Below are 23,955 nucleotides of genomic sequence, written 5' to 3'. Positions count from 1 at the left end.
CTCGCTAGCCTCATCCGACCGTGGCTCCGCTCTCGGCAGTGACGGTGATCGGGATGAACTTTTGGCCCAGGTGCGTTGTCGCACTTGGGCCTTTTTATGTGGCGGCTTGCTGCCCCCAGGCTTCGCGTCTACATTCGCTGATGTTAAATCGCTCAGGCACACAAGGAGGCGTCGGCATGGCAAGGCAAGTCAGCATCGCGATGCTGTTCGGCGTGATCGGTTTGCTGATCACCTCCGCCTGCGCAGCGGCGGTCGGTGGCGACATGCAGCTCAAGCCCCCGGCGGAGCAGGTGCGTAGCGATCTGCACAAAAGCGAGAAGCACTCCGAGATCAGTCAGGATGAGCGCGCTAAGGTGACAGCGGTACCCGATCGCAACCATGCCGCATTGGAGGCGCAGCCGGACGTCGTCGTGCTGCAGCCGGACCAGCGCGCAGCGTTGCATGGTGATCAGGAGCCCGTCACCCAGATTTTGATCAAGGCAGGCGAAGATGGTCGGCCAATTGCCGGCGCGCGCGTGCATCTGGTTCGCAGACGAGTAGCAGACAGGGTATGACCGCCGCCGAGTGTTGCCGTCAGACGACGGTGAGTCAGGACGACATTTCTCGGCGCCAGCGCTAAAAACAGCTTAACCAATGAGGTTCCAGTGCGAATTCTAGTAATCGAAGACAACAGCGATATCGCCGCCAATCTGGGCGACTATCTCGAAGACCGCGGCCACACGGTGGACTTTGCCGCCGACGGCGTGACCGGTCTGCACTTGGCCGTGGTGCACGAGTTCGACGCCATCGTGCTCGACCTCAACCTGCCCGGCATGGATGGCATCGAGGTGTGTCGCAAGCTGCGCAACGAAGCGCGCAAGCAGACACCGGTGCTGATGCTCACCGCACGCGATTCGCTGGACAACAAGTTGGCCGGTTTCGACTCCGGCGCGGACGACTACCTGATCAAGCCGTTCGCGCTGCAGGAAGTGGAGGTCCGGCTCAACGCGCTGTCGCGTCGTGGCAAGGGCGTGCACACCCGCGTGCTGGAAACCGGCGATCTGGAATACAACCTGGACACGCTGGAAGTGCGTCGCCGCGGCAAGCTGCTGCAGCTTAACCCCACTGCCTTGAAGATCCTGCAGTCGCTGATGGAAGCCTCGCCGGCCGTGGTCACCCGCCAGGAACTGGAAACCCGCGTCTGGGGCGAGGAGCTGCCCGATTCGGACTCGCTGCGCGTGCATATCCACGGCCTGCGTGCGGTGGTCGACAAGCCTTTCGATGTGCCGATGATCCAGACCCGTCACGGCATCGGCTACCGCATCGCCTCGCCCGATGCCTGAAAGCAATAACGGCGCGCGGCCCGCCCGCAGGCGCGGCCGCTACCGGCGGCGCCTGCGCAGCCGCATCATTCTGTCGTTCGTGTTGTTGGGTTTCTGCCTGACCACGCTGTTCGCCTTCGCCACCAACTGGGCGCGCTCGCGCGTGGAAAACCAGTTGGTGGAAGACGTGATGAACCGCAATATCGACGCCTTTGCGCAGCGCTTCTATTCCGACCCGCTGCGTAACCCCGATCTGCCGGTGCAGCAGATGCGCGGGCGGGTGGTCAAGAGCGACAAGTTCGAGGCGCTGCGGCTGGAACAGCCGGAGTGGTACCAGTTCCCGGACGGCATCCACACCATCTCCGGCGTGGACGAAAACGGCAACGCGTATTCGTACAAGCTGGCGGTGCGCAAGACGCCGAGCGAGTGGTTCTTCCTCGCCTATGACATGACCCAGACCATCAAGGGCGAGATCCAGCTCAAGCGCACCTTGATGCTGTCGGTGCTGGTGTTCAGCGGCTTTTCGCTGTTGATCGGCTGGTGGTCCGCATCCAAGGTCATGCGCCCGGTATCGGACCTGGCTGCACGCCTGCGCGCCTACCGAGGGGGCACCAGCGAGCCCAAGCCGCTGGCCGCGCACTTCCCGGACGACGAGGTGGGCCAGCTGGCCGAAGCGCTGGACGATTACTCTGCCCGCCTCACCGAAGTGGTGCAGCGCGACCGCGAATTCAACGCCGACGTCAGCCACGAGCTGCGCACCCCGCTGGCGGTGATCCGCGGTGCCACCGAACTGCTGCTCACCAAGCCCAATCTCGACGAAAAGATGCTGCAGCGCCTGCAGCGCATCCAGCGCGCCGAGCTGCAGTGTAGCGACCTGATCGGCTCGCTGCTGCTGCTCTCGCGCAACGAACGCGGGCAGGGCAGCAGCAATGTCGCCAAGGTGGCCGAACAGCTGGTCGACGCGCACCGCGCCCAGCTCGGCGGCAAGCCGCTGGAGCTGCTGCTGGAAGGCGAGCGCGACCTGGTCATCGACGCGCCCGAAGCCGCCTTGTCGGTGGCGCTGGGCAACCTGATCGGCAATGCGGTCAAGTACACCCAGGACGGCCAGGTACGCGTGCGCGTGCTCGGCGATGCGGTGGAAGTGATCGACTCCGGCCCCGGCCTGAGCGAGGAAGACGCCGCCAAACTGTTTCAGCGCGGCTACCGCGGCACTCACGCCGGCCACTCGCAAGGCGGCGGCATCGGCCTGTCGATCGTCAGCCGGCTATGCGACCTGTACGGCTGGCGCGTCAGCGTGCGCCCAGGCCAGCAGCGCGGCGTCATCGCAACACTCGCCTTCCATCGCTAACCACCAACCGCACTCCCGTAGGAGCGCACCCGGGCGCGAGGGCTTTACCCATGACGCCCCCACGCCGGGGCTTGCAGACAACAACCGCACCCAAAACCCAGCTCAGCGCTCCACCACCGTCACTACCAACTCGCCCGCACGCGCCGTGATCTGCAGCTTGCACCCAACCGCAAACCCCAACTGCTCCAGCCACAGCCCGCGCAAGCGCACGCTCGGAATGCGCTGGCTGTGCGGCCGGCCCGGCTCGGCATCGTAGAACGCATAGCCCACCGTGCAGCGCGTGGGCGTGCGCGCCTTGCGCGGTGGTCGCGGCGGCAGATCGTCCACGCGAGGTTTGTGGCGACGGTCGAAGGCGAGGTTGTCCACATCGAACGTGGGCGATGGCACCAGCTGCATGGGCTGTGCGTCCTTTACCGGCGTGGCTGCCCGCTTGGCGGCAGCGGCGCGCTTGGCATTCAATTTGGGCCGTTTGGAGCTTGGAGACTTCACCCGGCTCATCGCCTCACCTCCGCCAGCACCACGGGGCGATGACGCCCACCAGCCAATACCGATGCATCTGTCATGACAACGCCTCCTTCGAAGAACAGGCACCGTCGCCGGCCGGCGACGGGATGTCGGGAGGTTAGAAACCGCTCATAGCCGGCGGGCGTATTCCTCCCGAAGGAGTGTTGTATTAGCCGCCCTCCCGACGCAGGCATCGCGTCGGCTTGCGCCTGCAAGCAGGCACAAAAAACCCACCGGTTTGACGGAGGTGGGTACCGCTATGAGAGGAGTTTCTACGCTCCTTGAGGCAGAGGTTGCTACTGGTTGTGTGGGATGTCAACTGCCCTGTGGTCTTTCGACAAGGATGTCTGGTCAGGCTGAGGAATAAAAGAGCCGGCTGCGAGTTGCCAGAGAAAAATCATGATTGCTTCGCAACTGCTGTGTAAAAGATTATCTATTCCGGCTTGATTGGAAAATTTTCTTGTTGGGTCCCATGCGAGTTTTGCTTTAGCTTAACTATGCTCCGGGGCCAAAGATGGCGGCCCCGATCACTAAGTGCACGACAAGCGGTTTTCGTCTGCGCTTCCTTGTGCAGCCTCAGTTTCAGATTTCCAAAAGCCGTCGCGCCGCAGGGGAGTCCATGAGTAAGTTCTCGCCTAGTTGCTTTGCAATATGTTCTAGGTCGATTGACCAGCCCTGCTCAGATGGAAGAGCAACATCAGTCAGCAAGGTTTTTTTTCCTTCCGCACTGACGCGATAAACAAAGAGCTTGCGTAACCCTTCGTCAACGCAAACAAGATGGCTATGCTCGCTCATATCAATTGTTCCAGGTGTTAAGTGTCGGAATAGGATCGCCCCTTAGACAAGCGGCGTATCGCTGAGAAGCGGACGCATGACAAACAGCACCGGCTCTGGCGCCGCGCCTCCTAGTGATTGCAGTGCATGTGTCAGTATCGACGCGCAGCAGCTTCTCACAATCCTCTTTCTCGTCGTCGTCAGGGCAAGTAGCGCTACCAACTAAACCTCCTATCAGGCCACCAGCCGACGCGCCCCCCAGGCCTCCGAGTGTCGAGCCTGCGACAAAGCCGCCTGCAGTTCCTGCCACGGGCGTTACAAAGGTTCCTCCGGCACCACCAATAATCCCACCGCCCCAGTATCCGATGCCACCACCCACAACGCTGCACGTTCCAACCCATGCCGCAACACATCCTTGGTTTGGTGCAAGACCAAATCGATCAATCCATGTAAGTGGCATTGCTGCTGCATAGCTATACGCATTGATTCCACCATCCAACCCGATTGGATCGGACTGCGAATAGCGTCCAGTGCCTGCATCGTACTCGCGGTGTATGTTTTGGTTCAGGCCAGAGGCCGCATCGTACCGCTGCCCCGGAAAACGCATATCCAACACCAGTGCCGCACCATCGCCATCAGGATCCTGATTCGGCGCGGTGTTGCCGAAGGCTTCGCCCTTCAAGCTCCACGTCCACACCGCCACATCGCGGGTGGGGTCGATCACCACGCGTGGGCTGCCCAGGTGGTCCGGTTCGATGTAGTGCAGTTTGTTTGCACTTGCCAGCAGGCCGACTGCTAGATCGTCCAGCCAGATCGCCTGTTGTTTTGGCGCGCCATTGGTGTCGTAGTCGCCCAGCCAGTGGCCGGCTTCATCGTAGAGCGTGTAGGTGTTGGTGGTGCCGAGGAAGCGGCGCACCTGCTCGCCACGGCCGTTGTAGCGGTAATTCATCGTCACCGCGCCCGCGCGGCGGGCCTGGGTCATGCGGCCGGTGGTGTCGTAGGTGTACTGGCGCGCGGTACCGCCGATGGCGGTGGTGTTGCCGGTGGCGTCGTAACTGCGGGCCACGCCGGCCACGGAACTGAGGCGGTGGCTGTCGGCCGGGTAGGTGTAGGCCTGCGTGGCTGTGCCGACCTTGGCGCTGAGGCGGTTGCCGGTGGCATCAAAGCTATAGCCGTCGATCAGCGTGCCTGTGCGGCCGTCCTTGAGGCCGGTCAGGCGGCCCAGCGCGTCGTAGCCCAGGCCGATCTCCGGCGTGGGATTGCCAGCGGGCATCAATGCGGTGAGGTTGCCGGCCGGGTCGAAGCCGAAGCCGACTTCCAGCCCGTCTGGGCGGGGGTCCTGGATCGCCTGCGGGCGGTAGTCCAGATCGTAGCGGCGGGCGAGGGTGCGGCCATTGCCGTAGGTCCAGCCGGCAGCCGGGCCGAACGGGTAGTAGCTGGCGTTGCCCAGCAGCACCTGCCGGCTGCCGCCGGTCGGGGTCACGCCGACCTCGGTGGTCTGGCCTTGGGTGTTGCGCACGTAATCGACCACCGCCCCATCGGGATAGGTCATGCGCCGCAGCTGGCCGCCGACGGTGTAGTCGTAACGCAGCACCAGCGCCTTGCCGTTGCTGGTCTGCACCTTGCGCACCAGATCGCCGAAGCGGTTGTAGCAGTACTGGGTGATGGCGCCGCCGTCCTGCATCTTGGTCAGGCGGCCGATGGAGAAGGTCTCCCCGCTCATGCAGACCGTCTGCGTCACGTCGTAGGTATAGGTGACGTTGAGGCTGGTGGTGGGGTAGGTGACCTTGGTCAGGCGATTGAGCGCGTCGTAGCCGTAGGCAGTGGTGTTGCCGCGCGCATCGGTCTGGGTGGCGCGGTTGCCGGCGCTGTCGTAGGTGTAGCTGGTGACGCCGGTATCCGGGCTGGTGAGCTTCACCAGATCGCCGAAGCCGTTGTACTCGTATTTGGTATCCAGGCCCTTGGGGTCGGTGACCTTGGTGAGGTTATCCAGCGCGTCGTAGTCGAAGGTGGTGTTGGCTTTGATGCCGGCCACATCCTGCAGCGTGCGCGAGAGCCGGTTGAGCGGGTCGTATTCGCTCTGGGTTGCGGTTGCCAGCGCATCGGTCACCTTGGTGGCGTTGCCGTTGGCGTCGTACTCGAAATCGGTGGGGTCGCTGGCCGCGGTGGCGTGCGTCTTGAGTTGGCCGAGCTGGTTATAGACACGCGAGAGCGTGCGCTTCAACGTACCGGTCGCGTCCTTGGTGTCTTCCTTGACGCGATTGCCGGCGTTGTCCAGGGTGTAGTGGACGGTATTGCCCGCGTTATCGGCGATATCGGTCAGCCGATGCGCCGCATCGTAGGTGAAGGCGGTGAACGCACCATCGGGCTGGGTGACCTGCTTGACCAGGCCGGTGGGCCAGTAGTCGATGCGGGTGACGCGGTCATCGGCCTCGCTGGACGCGTCCGCGCCGCGCACCTTGCTGGCGGTCAGCCAACCGCGCGGGTGATAGGTGTAGTCGGTGATGATGCCGTTGGCGTCCTTGATCGACAGCGGGCGGCCGGCGCCGTCGTAGGCGAGGTATTCGGTGACTTGACCTAGGGCGTTGGTGATTTTCCTTGGGTCGCCCTTGCGATGCAGGCAGTTAGCTGTCGAGCTAATACAGGTCGGATCATCCTTGGGAAAGTAGAGGTAGGTGGTCGGTCCCGACAGACCAGGGCGAATCAATTCCTTGACCAGTCCTGGCAGTGGGCACTGGCCTGCAGACACGTCCGCGTCTTCGCAGTAATGGATAACAAATGTACGTGGCTGCTCATTTGCTTTGCCGCGCTCAATGATTGTCATAGGTTGGCCGCGGCTGTTGTAGGACCAAGCTGTTGTGGCAACCAATGCACCTGCTGCGTCATAGGTGCGTCTTTCGGCGGGGACGCGAAACCAAGGGTGCCATTGCGTCTGGAGCATACGCCGATGGCCCTGTCCGTTATTGGAAGCCTCGACTTCCTGCACCAAGAGGCCTCTGGCGTCGTAGTCGAAATCCTTGGTAATGCCGAGAAAATCGACATTCAGATCCGGATAGCCATTTGCATCATAGGTTCTGGACTGTACCGACTGACCTCCGCAGGTTGCGCAAGATTTCTGTGAAGATATGATTTTCGCACGTGAGAACTGGACTGTATGTCCAAACTCCGCAACATCGCCGAGAGGGCTTGTCACTGAGGTTTTGTTGATCTGGCGGCTCACTGTTACCAGATCGATGGGTGAATCTTTTCCTCCATGGCGACTGGTTACTGCGCGACCATATTGATCGTAACTCCATGCCGCGTAGCGTTGACCATTCTCGTCTATTATTCCTGTCAGAAATTCCGGGTGGGTTTCGTCTTCGTAAGTGTAGCGAACCATGCCTGCAAATGCTCGAGTATTCGAACGGTGCTCCACCGAAGTTAGTCGATAACCTTGATAGCCATACTCCACGGAGGCGCCGTCAGGCAGAAGTACAGAAATAAGCTTGCCACCCGTGTAACTGAATCTCAGAGCGCGAGCCTTGCGATCCTGCACGGCGATCAGTTGGTTGTCCGCATTGTAGCCGAGCGTCAGGATATCCCCATCCTTGTACTCGACTCTGACCAACTTGCCTCTGGCATCAAAGTATTCTGCACTGTCATCTTGCGTATCGACACGCCAGCCCGATGGCTGGCCATTCGCGGTCAAGATGGCGATTCGCTCGTTAACGTCTTTATCGAAAACTCCCTCTGAGCCTAATTGCGTAAATGCGTAACTGTTACCCGACGGCCTGACAAGGCGAGGTTCGGTCGATTGATACGCCATGACTCCACTCTGAAACCCGTGCCGCCAACCTAATCCAAGTGTTCCTGACGGATTGTGGGCTACTTGCGCACTGGTGTAGTGGCGCTTTAGGGTCAAATGTCCGGTACGGTCGACATAGTCGACGGCAAGCTCCGTTTTGTAACCTGTTACCAAGTTGAGCGGGTTGCCTACTTGAGTTGGGCCCGTCGTTGCGTCGCATTGATTATTTTTCCCCGGGTCAACAGGGGGATTCTCAAGGCCAGGTGGCGGTTCAACCTTGAACTGGGCGCGGAAGACCGGAACGTTGTACCCATCACCCTCTTCGGTGCACTGGCGATCGATAGTTGGGACACCTGCAGCCCAGACGTAAGGGCCGTTGTATTTTGTCTTAATGGTGGGACACAGTTTGTTGGCGTCGCCGTAATCATTTTTTGGGTTCGCAGCGAAGTAAGCTGCTGCATCCCTGGTGGCGCGTTCGTACGCAAGTGCCTCACTCGCACAGAGTGGGACGTACTGGTCATCGCATCCGTCCTGTGCCTTCGCGGGCGCGCTAAACATTTGAGCGAGGACAAGAATAATTGTTATGCCTAATGGGCGACTTGCGTCCATGCAAACTCTCTTCTTTGTATTGAAATTATTAAGGGGAAGGAGGGGGGGCGCTATTTCCGGACTTGAATCCGCTTTGAGGCTGCAAGTGCGAGGTAATTTGTGTTCAATCTATGAGCATCCCGAACTAGGTCTCCTGGATCGCTGTTGTTTCTCACAATGTCATGCGCCAATGCCAGCCGCTGTTCACGAGAAGCTTGTGCGGCAATTATCTGATCCGCCAGTGTCGGCGTACTGCCGTCGCGTTGCATAAGTCGGGTGTGCTGTAGTTCGACCGGTGCATCGACGACCAGGACGCGATCCAGCCAGGGGTACGTAGCACGGCCGCCCGCTTCGGTCAGCAGGGGAATTGCGACGATCGCATAAGGGCCCAAGGCTTCCTGAGCGGTGCGCTGCAGTTCTGTACGAATGGCAGGATGGGTTATCGCCTCTAGCGCTTTCCGTTGGGCTGGATCGGCGAAGACGATCTGGCGCAGTGCTTGTCGGTACAGTGTGCCGTCCGGCAGTAGGATATCCGGACCAAATCGTTCCACGATCGCATCGAGAATGGGGCCAGGCGCCACCACCTGCCGCGCGACGATATCGGCATCAATGACCGGCACGCCCAGCTTCTCAAACTCTGCGGCCAGAGCACTCTTGCCGGACGCGATGCCGCCAGTGAGGCCGACGATGAAGTCGCTCATCGTCGCGGCCCGGTCAACGCAGGCCTGCGAAGTGCAGGTAGCCGTCCACCAGATCGTTGCCCCAGAAGAACACCACCCAGCCAGCGATGGCCAGGTAGGGGCCGAACGGGATCGGGGTGGCGCGGTCGCGGCCCTTGGCCACCAGCCAGATCGAGCCGAGGATGGCGCCGACCAGCGAGGAGATCAGGATGATCGGCAGGATGCCCTTCAACCCGCACCAAGCACCGAGCGCGGCCAGTAGCTTGAAGTCGCCGTGGCCCATGCCTTCCTTGCCGGTGAGCTGCTTGAACAGCCACCACACCGTCCACAGCGAGACATAGCCCACCGCCGCGCCCAGCAGGGCGGGCTTGGCCGGCATGTAGAGGTTATCCATCGAGCCGACCAGGCCCAGCCACATCAGCGGCAAGGTCAGCTGATCCGGCAGCAACTTGTGGCGCAGGTCGATGCCCGACATCGCCACCAGGAAGCAGCTCAGCACGATCGCGCCAAAGCCCTGCCAGCCGAAGCCGAACCGCCAGACGCTGGCCACGCACAGGATCGAGGTCAGCAACTCCACCAGCGGATACTGGAGGGAGATCGGCTTGCCGCTATAGCGCGACTTGCCGCGCAGCATCAGCCAGCTGAACAGCGGGATGTTCTCCCACCACTTGAGCTTGTCGCCGGTGACGGGGTCGTGCGAGGGCTCCACCACGATGCCCGGTGGCGGCGGCTCGTAGATGTCCGGCAGCTCCAGGATCTCGCGCGCATCCCGCCGCCACTGCCACTCCATGCGCTTGGGCAAGCGCAGGATCACCACGTTCAGGAAGCTGCCGATCAGCAGTCCCAGTCCGGCCGCGGCGGGAAAGCCGAGACCGGGATGCTGGTCTAGAAATGCCATTACGTCTTATCCAACCACTGCGCCGAGTTTGAAGATCGGAAGATACATGCCAATGACCATGCCGCCTACGATGGTACCAATGAACACCATGATTAGCGGCTCAAGCAGGCTGCTAAGCGCGTCAACGGCGTTATTGACTTCCTGTTCGAAGTATTCAGCAACCTTGAACAGCATCGCATCCAGCGCACCCGCCTCCTCGCCGATTGCAGTCATCTGAATCACCATGTGCGGGAACAGGTTGACCTGCTTCATGGCCATGTTTACTGGATAGCCCACTGACACATCGTCACGCATGCGCAGTACGGCTTCCTCGTATACTTTATTGCCGGTGGCGCCCGCTACAATGCCGAGTGCTTCAACTAATGGGACGCCCGCCTTAAATGTAACAGCGGTAGTTCTAGCAAAACGTGCAATAGAACTATTGTGCATGATTTGGCCGATAATAGGGAATTTCAAAATCAGCCGATCCATGCTGTGTTGCATGCGTGGTGAACGTCTGTAAGCGAAGAGTAGCCCGGTAACGCAGCCCGCCCCTGCTATAAGTATTATCCACCAATAGCTAACCATGAATCGTGAGGCGTTAACGATCATTTGCGTAAATACTGGTAGCTCGGCTCCAAAGCCTTTAAATACCTCTTCGAACTGTGGGACGACGAAAATGAGGAGAATCGCACTAACTATTATTGCTACCGCGACAACCATTGCAGGGTAAAATAAAGCTTTCTTGATTTTTCCCTTTAGGGCCTCGATATTTTCTTTGTAGCTGGCAACTGTATCTAGAACGGTTTCCAATACGCCTGCCCCTTCACCAGCTCTTACAAGATTGCGATACAGCTCATCGAATTGCACGGGATGCTTGCTGATCGCTTCATGGAGAGATGATCCGCCTTCAATATCCGTCCGTATTTGGCCAACCATTTGTTTCATTCTCGGGTTTTTATGCCCTTCGCCAATGATTTCCAATGAGCCTACGATTGGCACTCCGGACTTCATCATTGTCGCCATCTGGCGGCTGAAAAACGCAATATCTTTTGGTGTAATCTTCTTTCCGGCTGCTCCGAAAAGCGGCTTGGGCTTCGCTTTTACTGAAGACGGCATGATTCCTTGACGGCGAAGCTCAGCACGTAACATATTTACATTGCGGGCGCTTTGTTCTCCCTTCATCTTAACGCCGCGCTTGTCGGTCCCCTCCCACAAGAACGATTGCATCTGGCTGCCCCGGCCTGCCGTTTCATTTTTCATAGCGCGACGTGCGACTGACATGTGCCCTTTCCTTCGGCCACCCCAGGCCGCAATTGAGGCAATAGTAGCGGGTTTCAGCGCTTTGGACATCCCCTGGCTAGGGGATGGTCCTATGTCGCCTTTGAGCACAGTTGGGTACATTCCAGACGAAAAGTGACCAACTACGTCACACTGCCTTCTGGGTCCCAATTGCGAGAGTTGCCTGTTTACATTGCCGAATGGTCTGAGCATGCTGGCGTCGGTAAGGCTGTGCAATGATGCGCAACGCTGGCATGGAAGATGCATGTCGTATACCTGCAGGGCCCTGAGACTCAAAGCTCTAGCTGAAAAAGTCTAAGGGATTTAATTAAACCACTCTCTGGGGATGTCTAATGAAAAAGCAACAAGGTTTCACTCTCATTGAATTGATGATCGTTATCGCGATTATCGCAATTTTGGCTGCTATCGCTCTTCCTGCGTATCAGGATTACACTATTCGAAGCAAGGTCAGTGAGACCATGATTGCGATGTCCGCAGCCAAGTTGGCGGTGTCTGAAACAGCGCAGTCTCAAGGTATTTTGGCAACTGCCGTGACCAATAACGCTGCGGCTGGGTATTCTGGTCAAACTACCGACAAGGTCGCGAGCGTTGTGATTGCTAATGGTGTGGTCACCGGCACTTCCAAGAACACCGGCGCAAAGGTTGAGCCAATTCTGAAGTTGACGCCTACTCAAGCCGATAAGGACTCGCCCATCACTTGGGCTTGCAGCTATACCGCCGGCGAATCGAAGCACGTTCCGGCCAGCTGCCGTACCGCTGGCTAATCTGCCCAGTGGCTCGGTCGACAAGGCCCTGTTTTTTCAGGGCCTTGTTTTTTGTCAACACAAAGATTCGGCGTGTGGTTAAATTTGATGGTATTGGTCTAAGATTTCGATCGAAATTGGAATAATGAAGATCTGAGGTTTAAAATGAGCACTGGAGCTTCTGTCAATCTGGTTGGTATAACAGGAATCGCTAGGCGCCTGGTTCAGGATGGCGCGCTGGAAGAGGCTGCTGCGCGAAATGCAATGGACCAAGCTGCGGTTGCCAAGATCCCTCTTCCACAGTGGTTTTCTGAAAAGAAGCTAGTCTCCGCAGCGCAATTGGCCGCCGCCAACGCAGTCGAGTTCGGCATGCCGCTGATGGACGTATCGGTGTTCGATGCCAACCAGAACGCCATGAAGCTGGTCAGCGAAGAGTTGCTCCAGAAGTACCAGGTGCTGCCGCTGTTCAAGCGCGGCAACCGGTTGTTCGTGGGGGTGAGCAACCCGACCCAGACCCGGGCGCTGGACGACATCAAGTTCCATACCAATCTGGTGGTCGAGCCGATCCTGGTCGACGAGGACCAGATCCGTCGCACCTTGGAGCAGTGGCAGGCCAGCAACGCGTCGTTGGGCTCGTCGCTCGGGGACGATGACGAGGGCATGGGCGATCTGGACGTGTCGGCCGGGGATGAGGACATGGGCGCCGGCGGGGATTCCGGGGTCGATGCCAAGGGCGACGACACGCCGGTGGTGAAGTTCGTCAACAAGGTGCTGGTGGATGCGATCCGGCGGGGAGCCTCCGACATCCATTTCGAGCCCTATGAAGACGATTACCGGGTGCGGCTGCGGATCGATGGGCTGCTGAAGAATGTGGCCAAGGCACCGGTAAAGCTGAATCAGCGCATCGCCGCGCGTCTGAAGGTGATGTCGCAGCTGGATATCGCCGAGAAGCGGGTGCCGCAGGACGGGCGCATCAAGCTCAATTTGTCCAAGACCAAACAGATCGACTTCCGTGTGAGCACCTTGCCGACATTGTTCGGCGAAAAGGTGGTGTTGCGTATCCTGGACGGCAGCGCGGCCAAGCTGGGCATCGAGAAGCTGGGCTATGAGGCGGACCAGCAGAAGCTGTTCCTGGAGGCGATCCACAAACCGTACGGGATGGTGCTGGTGACCGGGCCGACCGGTTCGGGCAAGACGGTGTCGCTGTATACGGCGCTGGGCATCCTCAACGACGAGACGCGCAACATTTCCACCGCTGAGGACCCGGTGGAAATCCGTTTGCCCGGCGTCAATCAGGTGCAGCAGAACAACAAGCGCGGCATGACTTTCGCCGCGGCGCTGCGCTCGTTCCTGCGCCAGGACCCTGACATCATCATGGTCGGCGAAATCCGCGACCTGGAGACGGCCGAGATTGCGATCAAGGCCGCGCAGACCGGTCACATGGTGCTGTCCACGCTGCACACCAACGATGCGCCGCAGACCATCGCGCGTTTGATGAACATGGGCATCGCGCCGTACAACATCACCTCGTCGGTGACCCTGGTGATCGCGCAGCGTCTGGCGCGGCGCCTGTGCAACAACTGCAAGCGCAAATCGACCTTGCCCGAGCATGCGTTGCTGGCCGAAGGCTTCACGCCTGCGCAGATCGCTGCCGGGATCGAGCTGTATGAGGCGGTCGGTTGCGACGAGTGTACCGAAGGCTACAAGGGCCGTACCGGTATCTACCAGGTGATGCCGATGACCGACGAGATCGGCGCGATCGTGCTGGAAGGCGGCAACGCGATGCAGATCGCCGAAGCGGCGCAGAAGATCGGCATCCGCGATCTGCGTCAGTCGGCATTGATGAAAGCAGCGCACGGGGTGACCAGCCTGGCCGAGATCAATCGCGTAACCAAGGACTGAGCGCCCTCATCCGCCCTTCGGGCACCTTCTCCCGCAGGCGGGAGAAGGGCATGTAGCGTGCTTTGTCTTGCGGGTTGGAGGTGCTCTGAGCCGCCCTCGTGCAGCTTCTTGCGCCGACGTGAAAGGGCTGAGCGGCGGGGCGTCGGAGTGGGGATTAGGTAATCGAAGGCGAGCCATGCGTGTGCTGATATCGACTTCGCTTCGGCCCCACAAGAGCAATCGAACGGCAACGTTTCCCGATTCCCGATTCCCCCAATCCCTAATCCCTAATCCCCAATCCCGGCTCTTCTACTCCATCCCCAACTTCTTCAACTTGTAACGCAACGCCCGAAACGTGATGCCCAGCTGCGCGGCGGTCTTGGTCTTGTTCCAGCGATTCTCCTCCAGCGCCTTCTGGATCGCGGCGCGCTCCAGTTGCTCGATGTAGGAAGGCAGGGCGGCCGAGGCGGGGTCGATGTCGACCACCGCTTCGCGGGGTTCGACGGCGGCGCTGCCGGGAGTGGCGGCGAGGCGATGGCCGCCGTGGGCGGGCAGGCGCAGGTCGCTGGCGCTGATCTGGTCGTCTTCGGCCAGGGCCAGGGCGCGTTCGAGGATGTTTTCCAGCTCGCGCACGTTGCCGGGAAAGCCATATTGGTCCAGCGCGTCGAGCGCGGACTGGGTCAGCAGCGGAATCGGCCGGCCGTGGCTATGTGCCAGGCGCGCGATGATGGCCGCGGCCAGTTGCGGCAGGTCACCGCCGCGTTCGCGCAGCGGCGGCACGCGCAGTTCGATGACGTTGATGCGGTAGTACAGGTCGTGGCGGAAACGGCCGTCGGAGACCAGGTCGCCCAGGTTCTTGTGGGTGGCCGAGAGAATGCGCACGTCCACCAGCGACTCGCTGGAGGCGCCCACCGGGCGCACCGATTTTTCCTGGATCGCGCGCAGCAGCTTGACCTGCATCTGCAGCGGCAATTCGGCTACTTCGTCCAGAAACAGCGTGCCGCCATGCGCGGCCTGGAACAGGCCGGGCTTGTCGGCATGCGCGCCGGTGAAGCTGCCCTTCTTGTGGCCGAAGAATTCGCTTTCCATCAGTTCGGCGGGAATGGCGCCGCAGTTGACCGGCACGAACGGCCCGGCCGCGCGCGCGCCCTGTTCGTGGATGGTGCGTGCGACCAGCTCCTTGCCCACGCCCGATTCGCCGACGATGTAGACCGGCGCCTGGCTGCGCGCGACCTTGCCGATGGTGGCGCGCAGGCTTTCCATCGCACTGGAGTCGCCGAGCAGGCGGCTGGCCTGTTCCGGCGGCGGCGCGGGCGGGGCGGGGCGGTCGCGGTTGTTCAGTTCCAGCGCGTGCTTGACCAGGCCGCGCAGCACGCCGATGTCCACCGGCTTGCTGACGAAGTCGAAGGCGCCGGCCTTCAACGCTTCCACCGCCAGGTCCATGCTGCCGAACGCGGTGATCATCGCCACCGGGGTCTGCGGATGGTGCTTGGCGATTTCGGTGACCAGTTCGATGCCGTTGCCGTCGGGCAACCGCATGTCGGTCAGGCACAGGTCGTAGGGATTGTTGGCCAGCAGCTCGCGGGCTTCGGCCAGGTTGGCCGCGGTGCTGATGCGCAGGCCCATCCGGCCCAGGGTGAGAACAAGCAGTTCGCGAATGTCACGCTCGTCATCGACAACCAGTGCACTTTTCGGTTCGTTCATGTGGCGCACGATAGCCCACGGCGATGACAGTCGACAATTGCCGGGCGGGGTCGGGCGGAACGATTCACGCGATCAACAACGCTGCGCCGGTTGGATAAAGCACGATGCGCAGCGGCTGGCCGCAGGCACACGATCGCAGCATATGCGCACTGGGCTTGCTCCAGGCATGTCGCAACGCTCTGGCTCACTTCCCGAGCAGGCTATTGGGCCCCTGCAACAGGATCCGGAAACAGGCGCCGCCGCCCGGCACCGACACGTAGTCCAGTTGCGCCTGGTTGGCGCGGCACAGTTCCTGGGCGATATACAGGCCCAGCCCGGTGCCGTGTTCGGAGGTGGTGTAGAACGGGCGGAACAGTTGTGCGGCCACGGTCTCCGGGATGCCGGGGCCGCGGTCGACCACGTCGATCACCGCCATGCGCTCCATGCGCTCCACACGCAGCTTCACCCGCGCCGGCTCGTCCATGACCCGGCCGTATTTGAGTGCGTTGTGCACCAATGCGGTCAGGATCTGGTGCAGATGCTTGGGGTCGACCAAGGCATGCACGGCATTGCCCTGGATGCTGGCCTCCAGGATGTCGGTTTCCATCGACAGGGTCTGCCGGTACTCGACCACGAAGCGGCGCACGAAGGCGGCCAGATCCAGGTTGTCCGGGCTTGCGCGCTCGCGGCGGGCCAGCGCGAGCACGCTCTCGACGATGCCGTTGGTGCGCTGGCATTGCTGGTGGATGATCTGCAGCAGACGGCGGTCGGCAGCGCCGATGTCGGGGGATTCTTCCAGCAGCTGCGAGGCGTAGCTGATCGCCGCCAGCGGGTTGCGGATCTCGTGCGCCAGGCTGGCCGAAAAGCGTCCCATCGCCGACAGGGTGAGCGATTCGGCGCGCCGCGACACCACGCTGGCATCGTCCAGAAATACCAGTACCAGGTCGCTGTCGGCGAGCAGCCGCACGAAGCGCGGCTGCACTTCTGGGCGGTCCGCGCCCAGTTGCAGTGGGGCCTCTTCCTCGCGCCAGCCGCTGCGCCAGCGTTGCAGGCGGCGCGCCAGTTCCGGGGTGAGTGCGGCCAGTGACAGGTCGGCCGGGGCGTTGCGCTGGTCGCCATCGCCCAGCAGCGCCAGTGCCGCTTCGTTGGCCAGGGTGATGTGGTTGTGCGTATCGACCACCAGCACGCCGGTGCGCATGCGGCGGATGATCAGTTCGTTGATTTCGTAGAGATTGGCCACCTGCGCGCCGCGTTCTTCCGCCAGCACCTGGTTGCGGCGCGCGCGCGAGCCGATCTGTTCGCAGATGAAGGCCACCGCGACGTAGCTGGTGGCGAACATGGCCAATTCGGCCACCGGGCGGGCGGCGCCGCCGCCTTCGAGCAGGGTCCACAGGTATTCCAGCACGATGGCGCCGCTGGCGAGCACCGCGATGCTCATGCCGTAGCGCAAGCGCAGCAGCAGCGAGGCGGCGGCGACATTGAACAGCAACATCATCGCGATGCCGGCGCTGGCGCCGGGCAGGGCGTGCGTGGCCAGGGTGGCGGCGAGGATGTCGGCCAGCACCGAGCAGAACACGGTGGTGGTCAGGCGGCGCTCGCTGCGGCCCCAGAACAGCAGCGGCACGGCCATGCAGAGATACCCGATCGCCACACCGGCGGCCAGGCGCGGGTAGCGCGGCTCGGGGATGGCGTCGGATAACGGGCTGAACACCAGCGCGGCGATCAAGCCGGCCACCAGCACCCGATACAGCGAGAAGAAGTACAGCTCGCGCTGCGGCGCTGACTGGAACCGGTCGATAAGCGATGCGCTGGATGGCAAACCGATTCCCCCGCTGGAACGAGCCGCGAGTATAGGCAAGTGCGTGATCTGTGCCGCGCGTGCACACAGTGCCGGGCTGCATGCAAGCGCTGCGATCGGGCGGGCAATATCGCCGAATTTTGCGCCGCACGGCGCGGTCAGCCACAATAGGCGGCCCGTTCGCGTCTCTTGACGTGCCGCCCTGGCGGTCTGCGTTGCACGCAGCGGTCGTTTCCTTTTCCCACGGTGACGCATGAATTTCCACGAATACCAGTCAAAACAGCTGCTTGCCGAGTACGGCATTCCCGTCCCGGCCGGTAAGGTCGCGGCTACTCCGGACGAAGCGGTCGAAGCCGCTAATTCCCTGGGCAAGGGCCCTTGGATGGTGAAAGCGCAGATCCACGCGGGCGGCCGCGGCAAGGCTGGCGGCGTCAAGTTCTGCAAGACCACCGACGATGTGAAGGCCGCAGCAGCCAAGATGCTCGGCACCAAGATGTCCACCTATCAGACCGCCGGCGTCGAGCTGCCGATCAACCTGGTGCTGGTGACCACCGCCGGTGAGATCGTCAAGGAGCTGTACCTGTCGGTGCTGGTCGACCGTGGCACCAAGACCATCACCTACATCGCTTCTTCGGAAGGCGGCGTGGAAATCGAGCAGGTCGCGGCCGAAACCCCGGAACTGATCCACGCGCTCAATGTCGATTTCGTCGAAGGCGTGCAGGGCTACCACGGTCGCGATTTCGGCTTCAAGCTCGGCTTGACCGCCAAGCAGGCCGGCCAGTTCGCCAGCATCATGGTGAACCTGTACAAGCTGTTCAACGAAAAGGATCTGGCGCTGGTTGAAATCAACCCGCTGGCGATCCTGGACGACGGCAACCTGTATGCGCTGGACGGCAAGTTCGACAGCGACGACAACGCCGCGTTCCGTCAGAAGCAGCTGATCGCCATGCGCGACAAGACGCAGGAAGACGAGACCGAAGTCACCGCGTCGGAGCTGGACATCAACTACGTCACCATGGACGGCAACATCGGTTGCATGGTCAACGGTGCAGGCCTGGCCATGGCCACCATGGACGTCATCAAGCTCAACGGCGGCGAGCCGGCGAACTTCCTGGACGTGGGCGGCGGTGCCAACAAGCAGCGCGTCATCGAAGCGTTCAAGCTGATCCTGTCCTCGGACAAGGTCGAAGGCATCTTCGTCAACATCTTCGGCGGCATCGTCCGCTGCGACATGATTGCCGAGGGCATCATCGCTGCGGTCAAGGAAGTGGGCGTCAAGGTTCCGGTCGTGGTGCGCCTGGAAGGCACCAATGTGGAGGAAGGCAAGCAGCTGCTGCGCGACAGCGGCATGGCCATCATCCCGGCCGACAACATCAACGACGGTGCCAAGAAGGTCGTCGAAGCTGTCAAGAACGCCGCCTGATTCACGACACCGAAGGAACTATCCATGTCCGTTTTGATTAACAAGAACACCAAGGTGATCGTGCAGGGCTTCACCGGCCAGCAGGGCACCTTCCACGCCACTCAGATGATCGAGTACGGCACCCAGGTCGTCGGCGGCGTGACGCCGGGCAAGGGCGGCACCACGCATATCGACCTGCCGGTGTTCAACACCGTGGCCGATGCCGTGCAGAGCACCGGCGCCGATGCGTCGGTGATCTACGTGCCGCCGCCGTACGCGGCCGATGCCATCCTGGAAGCGGCTGCGGCCGGCATCAAGGTCATCGTCTGCATCACCGAAGGCATTCCTGTACTGGACATGCTGCGGGTCAAGAACGTGCTGACCCGCTCGCATCCGGACACCGTGCTGATCGGGCCGAACTGCCCCGGCGTGATCACCCCGGGCGAGTGCAAGATCGGCATCATGCCGGGCCACATCCACAAGCCGGGCAAGATCGGCATCGTGTCGCGTTCGGGCACCCTGACCTATGAAGCGGTCAAGCAGACCACCGAAGTGGGCCTGGGCCAGAGCACCTGCATCGGTATCGGTGGCGACCCGATCAACGGCCTGAACTTCGTCGACTGCCTCAAGCTGTTCAACGAAGACCCGCAGACCGAAGGCATCATCATGGTTGGCGAAATCGGTGGCGACGCCGAGGAAGCCGGTGCCGAGTACATCAAGCAGTTTGTGAAGAAACCGGTGGTTGGCTTCATCGCCGGTGCATCGGCTCCGGCCGGCAAGCGCATGGGCCACGCCGGTGCGATCGCATCGGGCGGCAAGGGCACTGCCGAAGGCAAGTTCGCGGCGATGGAAGCCGCCGGCGTCAAGACCGTCCGTTCGCCGGGCGATCTGGGTGCGGCGATCGCTGCGCTGGTGAAGTAAGCACGCTGCGCGCGCAAGCGTGTGAGCGTCAGAAAGGCCGCCTTCGGGCGGCCTTTTTTTGTGGCGGCGATATCTGATTGCCGGAGCCGGTGGCCAAGCGATGCGTCGTGCCAGCGGTTTGGTCGATCGTCGTTGTCTGTAGTGCCTTGTCGGCTAGGTCGATCGGCTTGCACGGTTCGATTTAGAGCCCTTGGCTGTTGTGCATGCTCGGCAACGAATCCACGAGCGATGACGACGCAGCCGGCCATCATCCACGCAGGCGACGCGCACGCAGTGGACCAGTAACACGGGGGCAGCAGCAGATCCCTGCATGCCGGCGTGCTTCTGGAATAATGCAGGCTTGGCGGCGACGCCGGTCTGCATCCCGGTCTCTTGCCGGATGCGGCCCCGCCATGCCTCTCCAGCTGCATTCGCATAGGCCTTCCAATGTCCCAGACGCTTCGCATCGCCATGGCGCAGTTCGACTTCCCGGTCGGCGCCGTGGCGCGCAATACCGACCGCATCATCGATTTCATCGCGGCAGCGCGCGACGAGTTCGATGCGGACATCGTGCTGTTTCCCGAGCTGGCGATCAGCGGCTATCCGCCGGAGGATCTGCTGCTGCGGCCCGGCTTTCTCGCCCATTGCGAGGAAGCGCTGGCGCGCATCGCCGCCAGCACGCAAGGGATCGTGGCGGTGGTCGGCTGGCCGCAGAGCGCCGGCAGCGTGGTCTACAACGCCGCCAGCGTGTTGCGCGACGGGCGTACCGAAGCAACGTACCGCAAGCGCGAACTGCCCAATTACGCGGTGTTCGACGAGCGCCGCTACTTCGACGTGGACCCGGATGGCGGCAACTGCGTGGTGACGGTCAAGGGCGTGCAGGTGGGCGTGGTGATCTGCGAGGACCTGTGGTTTGCCGAGCCGCTGGCCAGGACCGTGCAGGCCGGCGCCGAGCTGGTGCTGGTGCCCAACGCCTCGCCCTACGAGCGCGGCAAGCATGCCCAGCGCGATGCCCTGCTGGCCGAGCGCACCCGCGAGAGCGGGGCGGCAATTGCCTATCTCAACGTGGTCGGCGGCCAGGACGCGCTGGTGTTCGACGGCGCATCGGTGGTGGCCGATGGCGACGGCACCGTGCATCCGGCCGCTGCCGCCTTCGTCGATCAGTGGCTGGTGGTGGACTACATCGCCGGCGAGCGCAGCTTCACCCCGGTGGTGTGGGTGGACGATGGCGACGAGAGCATGGACGCGCTGGCCTGGCGCGCCGTGGTGCGTGGGTTGCAGGACTATTGCCGCAAGAACGGCTTCAGCAAGGTCTGGCTGGGCCTGTCCGGCGGCATCGATTCGGCGCTGGTGCTGGCAATGGCGGTCGATGCGCTGGGCGGCGACAACGTCACCGCGGTGCGGTTGCCGTCGCGCTACACCGCCAATCTGTCCAACGATCTGGCCGACGAGCAATGCCGCGCGCTGGGCGTCAGGCTGGAAACCATCGCGATCGAGCCGGCGTTCGAAGGGTTGCTCGCCGCGCTGGGACCGATGTTCGAAGGCACCCAGCCGGACATCACCGAAGAAAACCTGCAGTCGCGCAGCCGCGGCGTGATCCTGATGGCGTTGTCCAACAAGTTCGGCGGGCTGCTGCTGACCACCGGCAACAAGAGCGAATACGCAGTGGGTTACGCCACCATCTACGGCGACATGTGCGGCGGTTATGCGCCGCTCAAGGACCTGTACAAGACCGAGGTGTTCGGCCTGGCCAAATGGCGCAATACCGTGGGTGGGGCGCCGGTGATTCCGCCGGCAGTGATTTCGCGCCCGCCTTCGGCCGAGTTGCGCGACAACCAAACCGATCAGGATTCGCTGCCGCCATACGATGTGCTGGACGGCATCCTGTATCGCTACGTCGACCAGGAGCAGTCGCGCGATGACATCGTCGCGGCCGGCTATGCCGCCGATACGGTGGAACACGTGCTGCGGCTGGTGCGGCTCAACGAGTGGAAGCGCCACCAGGCCGCGCCTGGGCCGAAGGTGTCGCGGCGTGCGTTCGGCCGCGAGCGGCGTTACCCGATCACCAATGGCTACTCCGGGCAGTAGCCCGACCGGCTATTGCGGTCGGTCGCCCGGCGCACCGGCCACCGCTGCGGCGGCCGGTGCTTGAGCGAAGCGGGCGAGCAGGTCCAGGGTGGGCTTGGGCCGCGCCAGGTCGTACATCAGGCCGAAATGGCCTTCGGCGCCCTGGATGGTGGTCTGGTCCAGCAATTCGTAGACGTTCACTTCGGACACCACGTCGGCATAGTTGGCGCGCACGTTGCGCAGCAGCTGCGCCAGACTGTCGTAGCAGCCGCGGTCGCCTTCGGCACCGCCGCTGGTATTGCCGGTGTAGATCTCCGCACAGTTGAGCTCGTTGAAGAATACCGGCGTGTGGTAGGTCTGCGCGGCGGTGCGCAGCTGGCCCAGATACAACTCGGCCCAGTAGCCGGCATCCTGGTGGAAGGCGTAGTAGTGGAAGCTGATGTGGTCGAAGTCGAAGCCGGCCGCTTTGGCCTTGGCCAGGAACCACAGCGAGCCATTGCGATCGCCGGGGCAGCGTGCGTCGGCGCTGCGGTCGTCGCTGTTGCAGGCGGTGATGTTGATGGTGAAGCGCAGGCCGGCGCCCAGTTCGTTGGAGGCCTGACGCATGCCCAGGTACATCGTGGTCATTGCCGCGATGCGCGCATCGGCCTCGGCGCGTACCAGATCCTGTTCGTTGCCGATCTCCCAGACCTTGATGTCGGCGGCATAGCGGCGTGCCAGCTGGTAGCCGATCCCGCGCGACATCGGGTAGACCATCGGGCGCAGCGTGATGCCGTACTTGCGCGCCAGCGGGACCAGGACATCCAGCGTTGCGTAGTCGCGCGGGTCTACATCGAAACGGTAGCTGCGCAGATTGCGCGCGGCCAGCAGCTTGAAGCGGGCCTCGGCCTGGGCCATGGGGTAGGCGGGGCGGTTGTCGTGGGCGTTGACGCCGTAGACGATGGGTGCTGCGGTGGCGGTGGTGGCCATGGCCGCCAGCAACAGGACGAGCACGAACGGGACGATGCAGCGGGACATGCGGCCTCCTGGGTTGGCGCCAGCGGAGCGTCGGATCCTCTTCCAGGCCGAGTATAGGCAGCGCGCAGGTGCGGTTCGGTGACCTAGTGCCGGGTCTGGCGACATGCCCGCAGCTGCCGCAGACAGGGGTGACCCGCTGCGGGAGGGCGGGACACGTACGAGTAACGCAGGACGGCCGATCTCTCGGTCGATCAGGCGTCACTGTCGTCGAGCACCGCAGGCGCCTGCGGCAATCGGCGCGCCGGCACCGCCGCAGGCGTGTTGCTGCATCCGCATTGCCGCACTAACAAAAAGGGGCCTTGCGGCCCCTTTTCATCACACCAGCGCCTGATGATCTCAGTCGCGGCTCATCTGTGCGTTGCGCTGACCGGTGGCGGCGGACTTCTCGCCGGCGAACGGGTTGAGCTTGCGGATGGCCCAGGGATACTTCGGCCAGTTGCCGGTCAGCCACGGGTGCTGCGGGCTGTTGAGCTCCAGCACGCGGCGCGCGTCGGCGGCCAGGGTCTTGTTGCCCAGGTGGGTATAGGCCTCGGCCAGCACCGCCACCGCGTCATATTGGTAGGCGCTCTGCGGATAGGTTTCCAGCAGGTAGTTGGCACGACCGGCCGCCGAGACCCAGGCGTTGCGTCGCAGGTAGTACAACGCGTTGTCCAGCTCGTGCTGGGCGAACACGTCGCGCAGCTCGATCATGCGCTTGCGCGCATCCGGCGCGTAGCGGCTGTTCGGGTAGCGGTCGGTGACGGTGTTGAAGTCGTTGTAGGCCTGCTGCGGCGAGGACAGATCGCGACGGCTCGGATCCAGCGACCACACACGGCGCAGGAACACCGTGTCGCGGTTGCTGTTGGCCAGCCCGCGCAGGTAATACAGATACGAGATGTTGCGATGGGTCGGATAGGTCCGGATGAAGCGGTCGACGCTGGACACGGTGTCGTCATGCTTGCCGGCCTTGTACTGGGCGTAGGCGGTTTCGATCATCGCCTGCTCGGTGTACGGGCCGTACGGATACTGGGCGATCAGGCGCTTGTAGCTGGCTTCGGCGCCGGCCCAGTTGCCTTTCTCCATCAAGCCGTGGCCCTTGCCGTAGAGCTGCTCGACCGGCATGCCTTCATCGGGATTCTTGTCCTTGGCGCCGCGGTGGCAGCCGGTGACGACGAACGCCATAACCAGCATGAGGGCAATAAGGCGCACAGGCGCGGAAAACGTGGACCGTCGGATCATGGGTCTGGGCAGGACGCATCAGGAAAACGAGAGCGCGATGATAGCCTAGTGGCCTGTCCGGCGACTGACTCCCGTCGCCCGGACCCCC

General features: G+C 62.2%; 18 protein-coding genes and 1 pseudogene. 8 read left to right on the top strand and 11 right to left on the bottom strand.

Annotated elements, in window-relative coordinates:
* Positions 1-176: 176 nt before the first annotated feature.
* From XarjCFBP7645_RS02555 to XarjCFBP7645_RS02545, 3 genes are all read left to right on the top strand, one after another.
* On the top strand, positions 177-554 hold the full coding sequence (locus XarjCFBP7645_RS02555) for a hypothetical protein (protein WP_230608563.1): 378 nt from the start codon (positions 177-179) through the stop codon (positions 552-554).
* Between the two features lie 90 nt (positions 555-644).
* Positions 645-1,322 carry a response regulator transcription factor gene (locus tag XarjCFBP7645_RS02550; protein WP_006448355.1) on the top strand — a complete coding sequence of 226 codons (678 nt, stop codon included), beginning with the start codon at positions 645-647 and terminating at the stop codon, positions 1,320-1,322.
* The gene (locus XarjCFBP7645_RS02545) at positions 1,315-2,649 is read left to right on the top strand and encodes a sensor histidine kinase (RefSeq protein ID WP_181126148.1); all 1,335 of its coding nucleotides are present in this window, start codon (positions 1,315-1,317) and stop codon (positions 2,647-2,649) included. Before XarjCFBP7645_RS02550 ends, XarjCFBP7645_RS02545 begins: the two co-directional genes overlap by 8 nt.
* Positions 2,650-2,751: 102 nt before the next feature.
* Here the strand turns inward: XarjCFBP7645_RS02545 and XarjCFBP7645_RS02540 are convergent, their stop codons facing one another.
* From XarjCFBP7645_RS02540 to XarjCFBP7645_RS02500, 7 genes and pseudogenes are all read right to left on the bottom strand, one after another.
* Positions 2,752-3,147 carry a SymE family type I addiction module toxin gene (locus tag XarjCFBP7645_RS02540; RefSeq protein ID WP_104536119.1) on the bottom strand — a complete coding sequence of 132 codons (396 nt, stop codon included), beginning with the start codon at positions 3,145-3,147 and terminating at the stop codon, positions 2,752-2,754.
* 588 nt (positions 3,148-3,735) lie between these two features.
* Positions 3,736-3,948 (bottom strand): hypothetical protein, encoded by a 213-nt coding sequence (locus tag XarjCFBP7645_RS02530; RefSeq protein WP_104536118.1) that lies wholly within the window; start codon positions 3,946-3,948, stop codon positions 3,736-3,738.
* A 1-nt stretch (position 3,949) separates the two neighbouring features.
* Positions 3,950-7,306 carry an RHS repeat-associated core domain-containing protein gene (locus XarjCFBP7645_RS02525; protein WP_429001456.1) on the bottom strand — a complete coding sequence of 1,119 codons (3,357 nt, stop codon included), beginning with the start codon at positions 7,304-7,306 and terminating at the stop codon, positions 3,950-3,952.
* Positions 7,307-7,684: 378 nt separating this feature from the next.
* Positions 7,685-8,269 (bottom strand): annotated as a pseudogene (locus XarjCFBP7645_RS22150) (DUF6531 domain-containing protein); the annotation flags it as partial.
* Between the two features lie 101 nt (positions 8,270-8,370).
* Positions 8,371-9,000, bottom strand: coding sequence for a dephospho-CoA kinase (gene coaE / locus XarjCFBP7645_RS02510; protein WP_104536114.1), 630 nt, complete (start codon positions 8,998-9,000; stop codon positions 8,371-8,373).
* Positions 9,001-9,013: 13 nt separating this feature from the next.
* Positions 9,014-9,877 carry a prepilin peptidase gene (locus tag XarjCFBP7645_RS02505; RefSeq protein WP_002812278.1) on the bottom strand — a complete coding sequence of 288 codons (864 nt, stop codon included), beginning with the start codon at positions 9,875-9,877 and terminating at the stop codon, positions 9,014-9,016.
* A gap of 6 nt (positions 9,878-9,883) precedes the next feature.
* Complete coding sequence (locus XarjCFBP7645_RS02500; protein ID WP_104536113.1) at positions 9,884-11,140, bottom strand: type II secretion system F family protein; 1,257 nt, start codon at positions 11,138-11,140, stop codon at positions 9,884-9,886.
* Between the two features lie 350 nt (positions 11,141-11,490).
* Between XarjCFBP7645_RS02500 and XarjCFBP7645_RS02495 the strand changes: the two genes are divergently transcribed.
* On the top strand, positions 11,491-11,922 hold the full coding sequence (locus tag XarjCFBP7645_RS02495; protein WP_104536112.1) for a pilin: 432 nt from the start codon (positions 11,491-11,493) through the stop codon (positions 11,920-11,922).
* Between the two features lie 144 nt (positions 11,923-12,066).
* Entirely contained in the window at positions 12,067-13,803 is a 1,737-nt protein-coding gene (gene pilB, locus XarjCFBP7645_RS02490; protein WP_104536111.1) for a type IV-A pilus assembly ATPase PilB, read from the top strand.
* A gap of 288 nt (positions 13,804-14,091) precedes the next feature.
* Here pilB and XarjCFBP7645_RS02485 read toward each other — a convergent pair whose 3' ends face one another.
* Both XarjCFBP7645_RS02485 and XarjCFBP7645_RS02480 read right to left on the bottom strand, forming a co-directional pair.
* On the bottom strand, positions 14,092-15,486 hold the full coding sequence (locus XarjCFBP7645_RS02485) for a sigma-54-dependent transcriptional regulator (RefSeq protein ID WP_104536110.1): 1,395 nt from the start codon (positions 15,484-15,486) through the stop codon (positions 14,092-14,094).
* 184 nt (positions 15,487-15,670) lie between these two features.
* Positions 15,671-17,284 carry a sensor histidine kinase gene (locus XarjCFBP7645_RS02480; protein ID WP_104536109.1) on the bottom strand — a complete coding sequence of 538 codons (1,614 nt, stop codon included), beginning with the start codon at positions 17,282-17,284 and terminating at the stop codon, positions 15,671-15,673.
* A gap of 232 nt (positions 17,285-17,516) precedes the next feature.
* On the opposite strand from XarjCFBP7645_RS02480, the gene sucC reads away from it, so the two are divergent.
* The 3 genes from sucC (at position 17,517) to XarjCFBP7645_RS02465 (ending at position 21,653) form a co-directional block, all read left to right on the top strand.
* Positions 17,517-18,686 carry an ADP-forming succinate--CoA ligase subunit beta gene (gene sucC / locus XarjCFBP7645_RS02475; RefSeq protein ID WP_104536108.1) on the top strand — a complete coding sequence of 390 codons (1,170 nt, stop codon included), beginning with the start codon at positions 17,517-17,519 and terminating at the stop codon, positions 18,684-18,686.
* A 24-nt stretch (positions 18,687-18,710) separates the two neighbouring features.
* Positions 18,711-19,586 (top strand): succinate--CoA ligase subunit alpha, encoded by an 876-nt coding sequence (gene sucD, locus XarjCFBP7645_RS02470; protein ID WP_011038208.1) that lies wholly within the window; start codon positions 18,711-18,713, stop codon positions 19,584-19,586.
* Positions 19,587-20,012: 426 nt separating this feature from the next.
* Positions 20,013-21,653 carry an NAD+ synthase gene (locus XarjCFBP7645_RS02465; protein WP_104536107.1) on the top strand — a complete coding sequence of 547 codons (1,641 nt, stop codon included), beginning with the start codon at positions 20,013-20,015 and terminating at the stop codon, positions 21,651-21,653.
* A 9-nt stretch (positions 21,654-21,662) separates the two neighbouring features.
* Here XarjCFBP7645_RS02465 and XarjCFBP7645_RS02460 read toward each other — a convergent pair whose 3' ends face one another.
* Both XarjCFBP7645_RS02460 and XarjCFBP7645_RS02455 read right to left on the bottom strand, forming a co-directional pair.
* Positions 21,663-22,649, bottom strand: coding sequence for a hypothetical protein (locus tag XarjCFBP7645_RS02460; protein WP_104536106.1), 987 nt, complete (start codon positions 22,647-22,649; stop codon positions 21,663-21,665).
* Between the two features lie 336 nt (positions 22,650-22,985).
* A complete protein-coding gene (locus tag XarjCFBP7645_RS02455) occupies positions 22,986-23,867 on the bottom strand; it encodes an outer membrane protein assembly factor BamD (RefSeq protein ID WP_104536105.1) in 882 nt (293 codons plus the stop codon).
* Positions 23,868-23,955 lie beyond the last annotated feature (88 nt).

Source organism: Xanthomonas arboricola (assembly GCF_002940665.1).
In the GTDB taxonomy this organism is placed as follows: domain Bacteria; phylum Pseudomonadota; class Gammaproteobacteria; order Xanthomonadales; family Xanthomonadaceae; genus Xanthomonas; species Xanthomonas arboricola_B.
This window is presented reverse-complemented; position numbering and strand designations above follow the sequence as displayed.

What these genes read in the sequence shown, in the direction of transcription:
- XarjCFBP7645_RS02555 (WP_230608563.1), top strand. Translation starts at nt 177, where the DNA reads ATGGCAAGGCAAGTCAGCATCGCGATGCTGTTCGGCGTGATCGGTTTG.
- XarjCFBP7645_RS02545 (WP_181126148.1), top strand. Translation starts at nt 1,315, where the DNA reads ATGCCTGAAAGCAATAACGGCGCGCGGCCCGCCCGCAGGCGCGGCCGC.
- XarjCFBP7645_RS02540 (WP_104536119.1), bottom strand. Translation starts at nt 3,147, where the DNA reads ATGAGCCGGGTGAAGTCTCCAAGCTCCAAACGGCCCAAATTGAATGCC.
- XarjCFBP7645_RS02530 (WP_104536118.1), bottom strand. Translation starts at nt 3,948, where the DNA reads ATGAGCGAGCATAGCCATCTTGTTTGCGTTGACGAAGGGTTACGCAAG.
- XarjCFBP7645_RS02525 (WP_429001456.1), bottom strand. Translation starts at nt 7,306, where the DNA reads ATGGTTCGCTACACTTACGAAGACGAAACCCACCCGGAATTTCTGACA.
- coaE (WP_104536114.1), bottom strand. Translation starts at nt 9,000, where the DNA reads ATGAGCGACTTCATCGTCGGCCTCACTGGCGGCATCGCGTCCGGCAAG.
- XarjCFBP7645_RS02505 (WP_002812278.1), bottom strand. Translation starts at nt 9,877, where the DNA reads ATGGCATTTCTAGACCAGCATCCCGGTCTCGGCTTTCCCGCCGCGGCC.
- XarjCFBP7645_RS02500 (WP_104536113.1), bottom strand. Translation starts at nt 11,140, where the DNA reads ATGTCAGTCGCACGTCGCGCTATGAAAAATGAAACGGCAGGCCGGGGC.
- XarjCFBP7645_RS02495 (WP_104536112.1), top strand. Translation starts at nt 11,491, where the DNA reads ATGAAAAAGCAACAAGGTTTCACTCTCATTGAATTGATGATCGTTATC.
- pilB (WP_104536111.1), top strand. Translation starts at nt 12,067, where the DNA reads ATGAGCACTGGAGCTTCTGTCAATCTGGTTGGTATAACAGGAATCGCT.
- XarjCFBP7645_RS02485 (WP_104536110.1), bottom strand. Translation starts at nt 15,486, where the DNA reads ATGAACGAACCGAAAAGTGCACTGGTTGTCGATGACGAGCGTGACATT.
- sucC (WP_104536108.1), top strand. Translation starts at nt 17,517, where the DNA reads ATGAATTTCCACGAATACCAGTCAAAACAGCTGCTTGCCGAGTACGGC.
- sucD (WP_011038208.1), top strand. Translation starts at nt 18,711, where the DNA reads ATGTCCGTTTTGATTAACAAGAACACCAAGGTGATCGTGCAGGGCTTC.
- XarjCFBP7645_RS02465 (WP_104536107.1), top strand. Translation starts at nt 20,013, where the DNA reads ATGTCCCAGACGCTTCGCATCGCCATGGCGCAGTTCGACTTCCCGGTC.
- XarjCFBP7645_RS02460 (WP_104536106.1), bottom strand. Translation starts at nt 22,649, where the DNA reads ATGTCCCGCTGCATCGTCCCGTTCGTGCTCGTCCTGTTGCTGGCGGCC.
- XarjCFBP7645_RS02455 (WP_104536105.1), bottom strand. Translation starts at nt 23,867, where the DNA reads ATGATCCGACGGTCCACGTTTTCCGCGCCTGTGCGCCTTATTGCCCTC.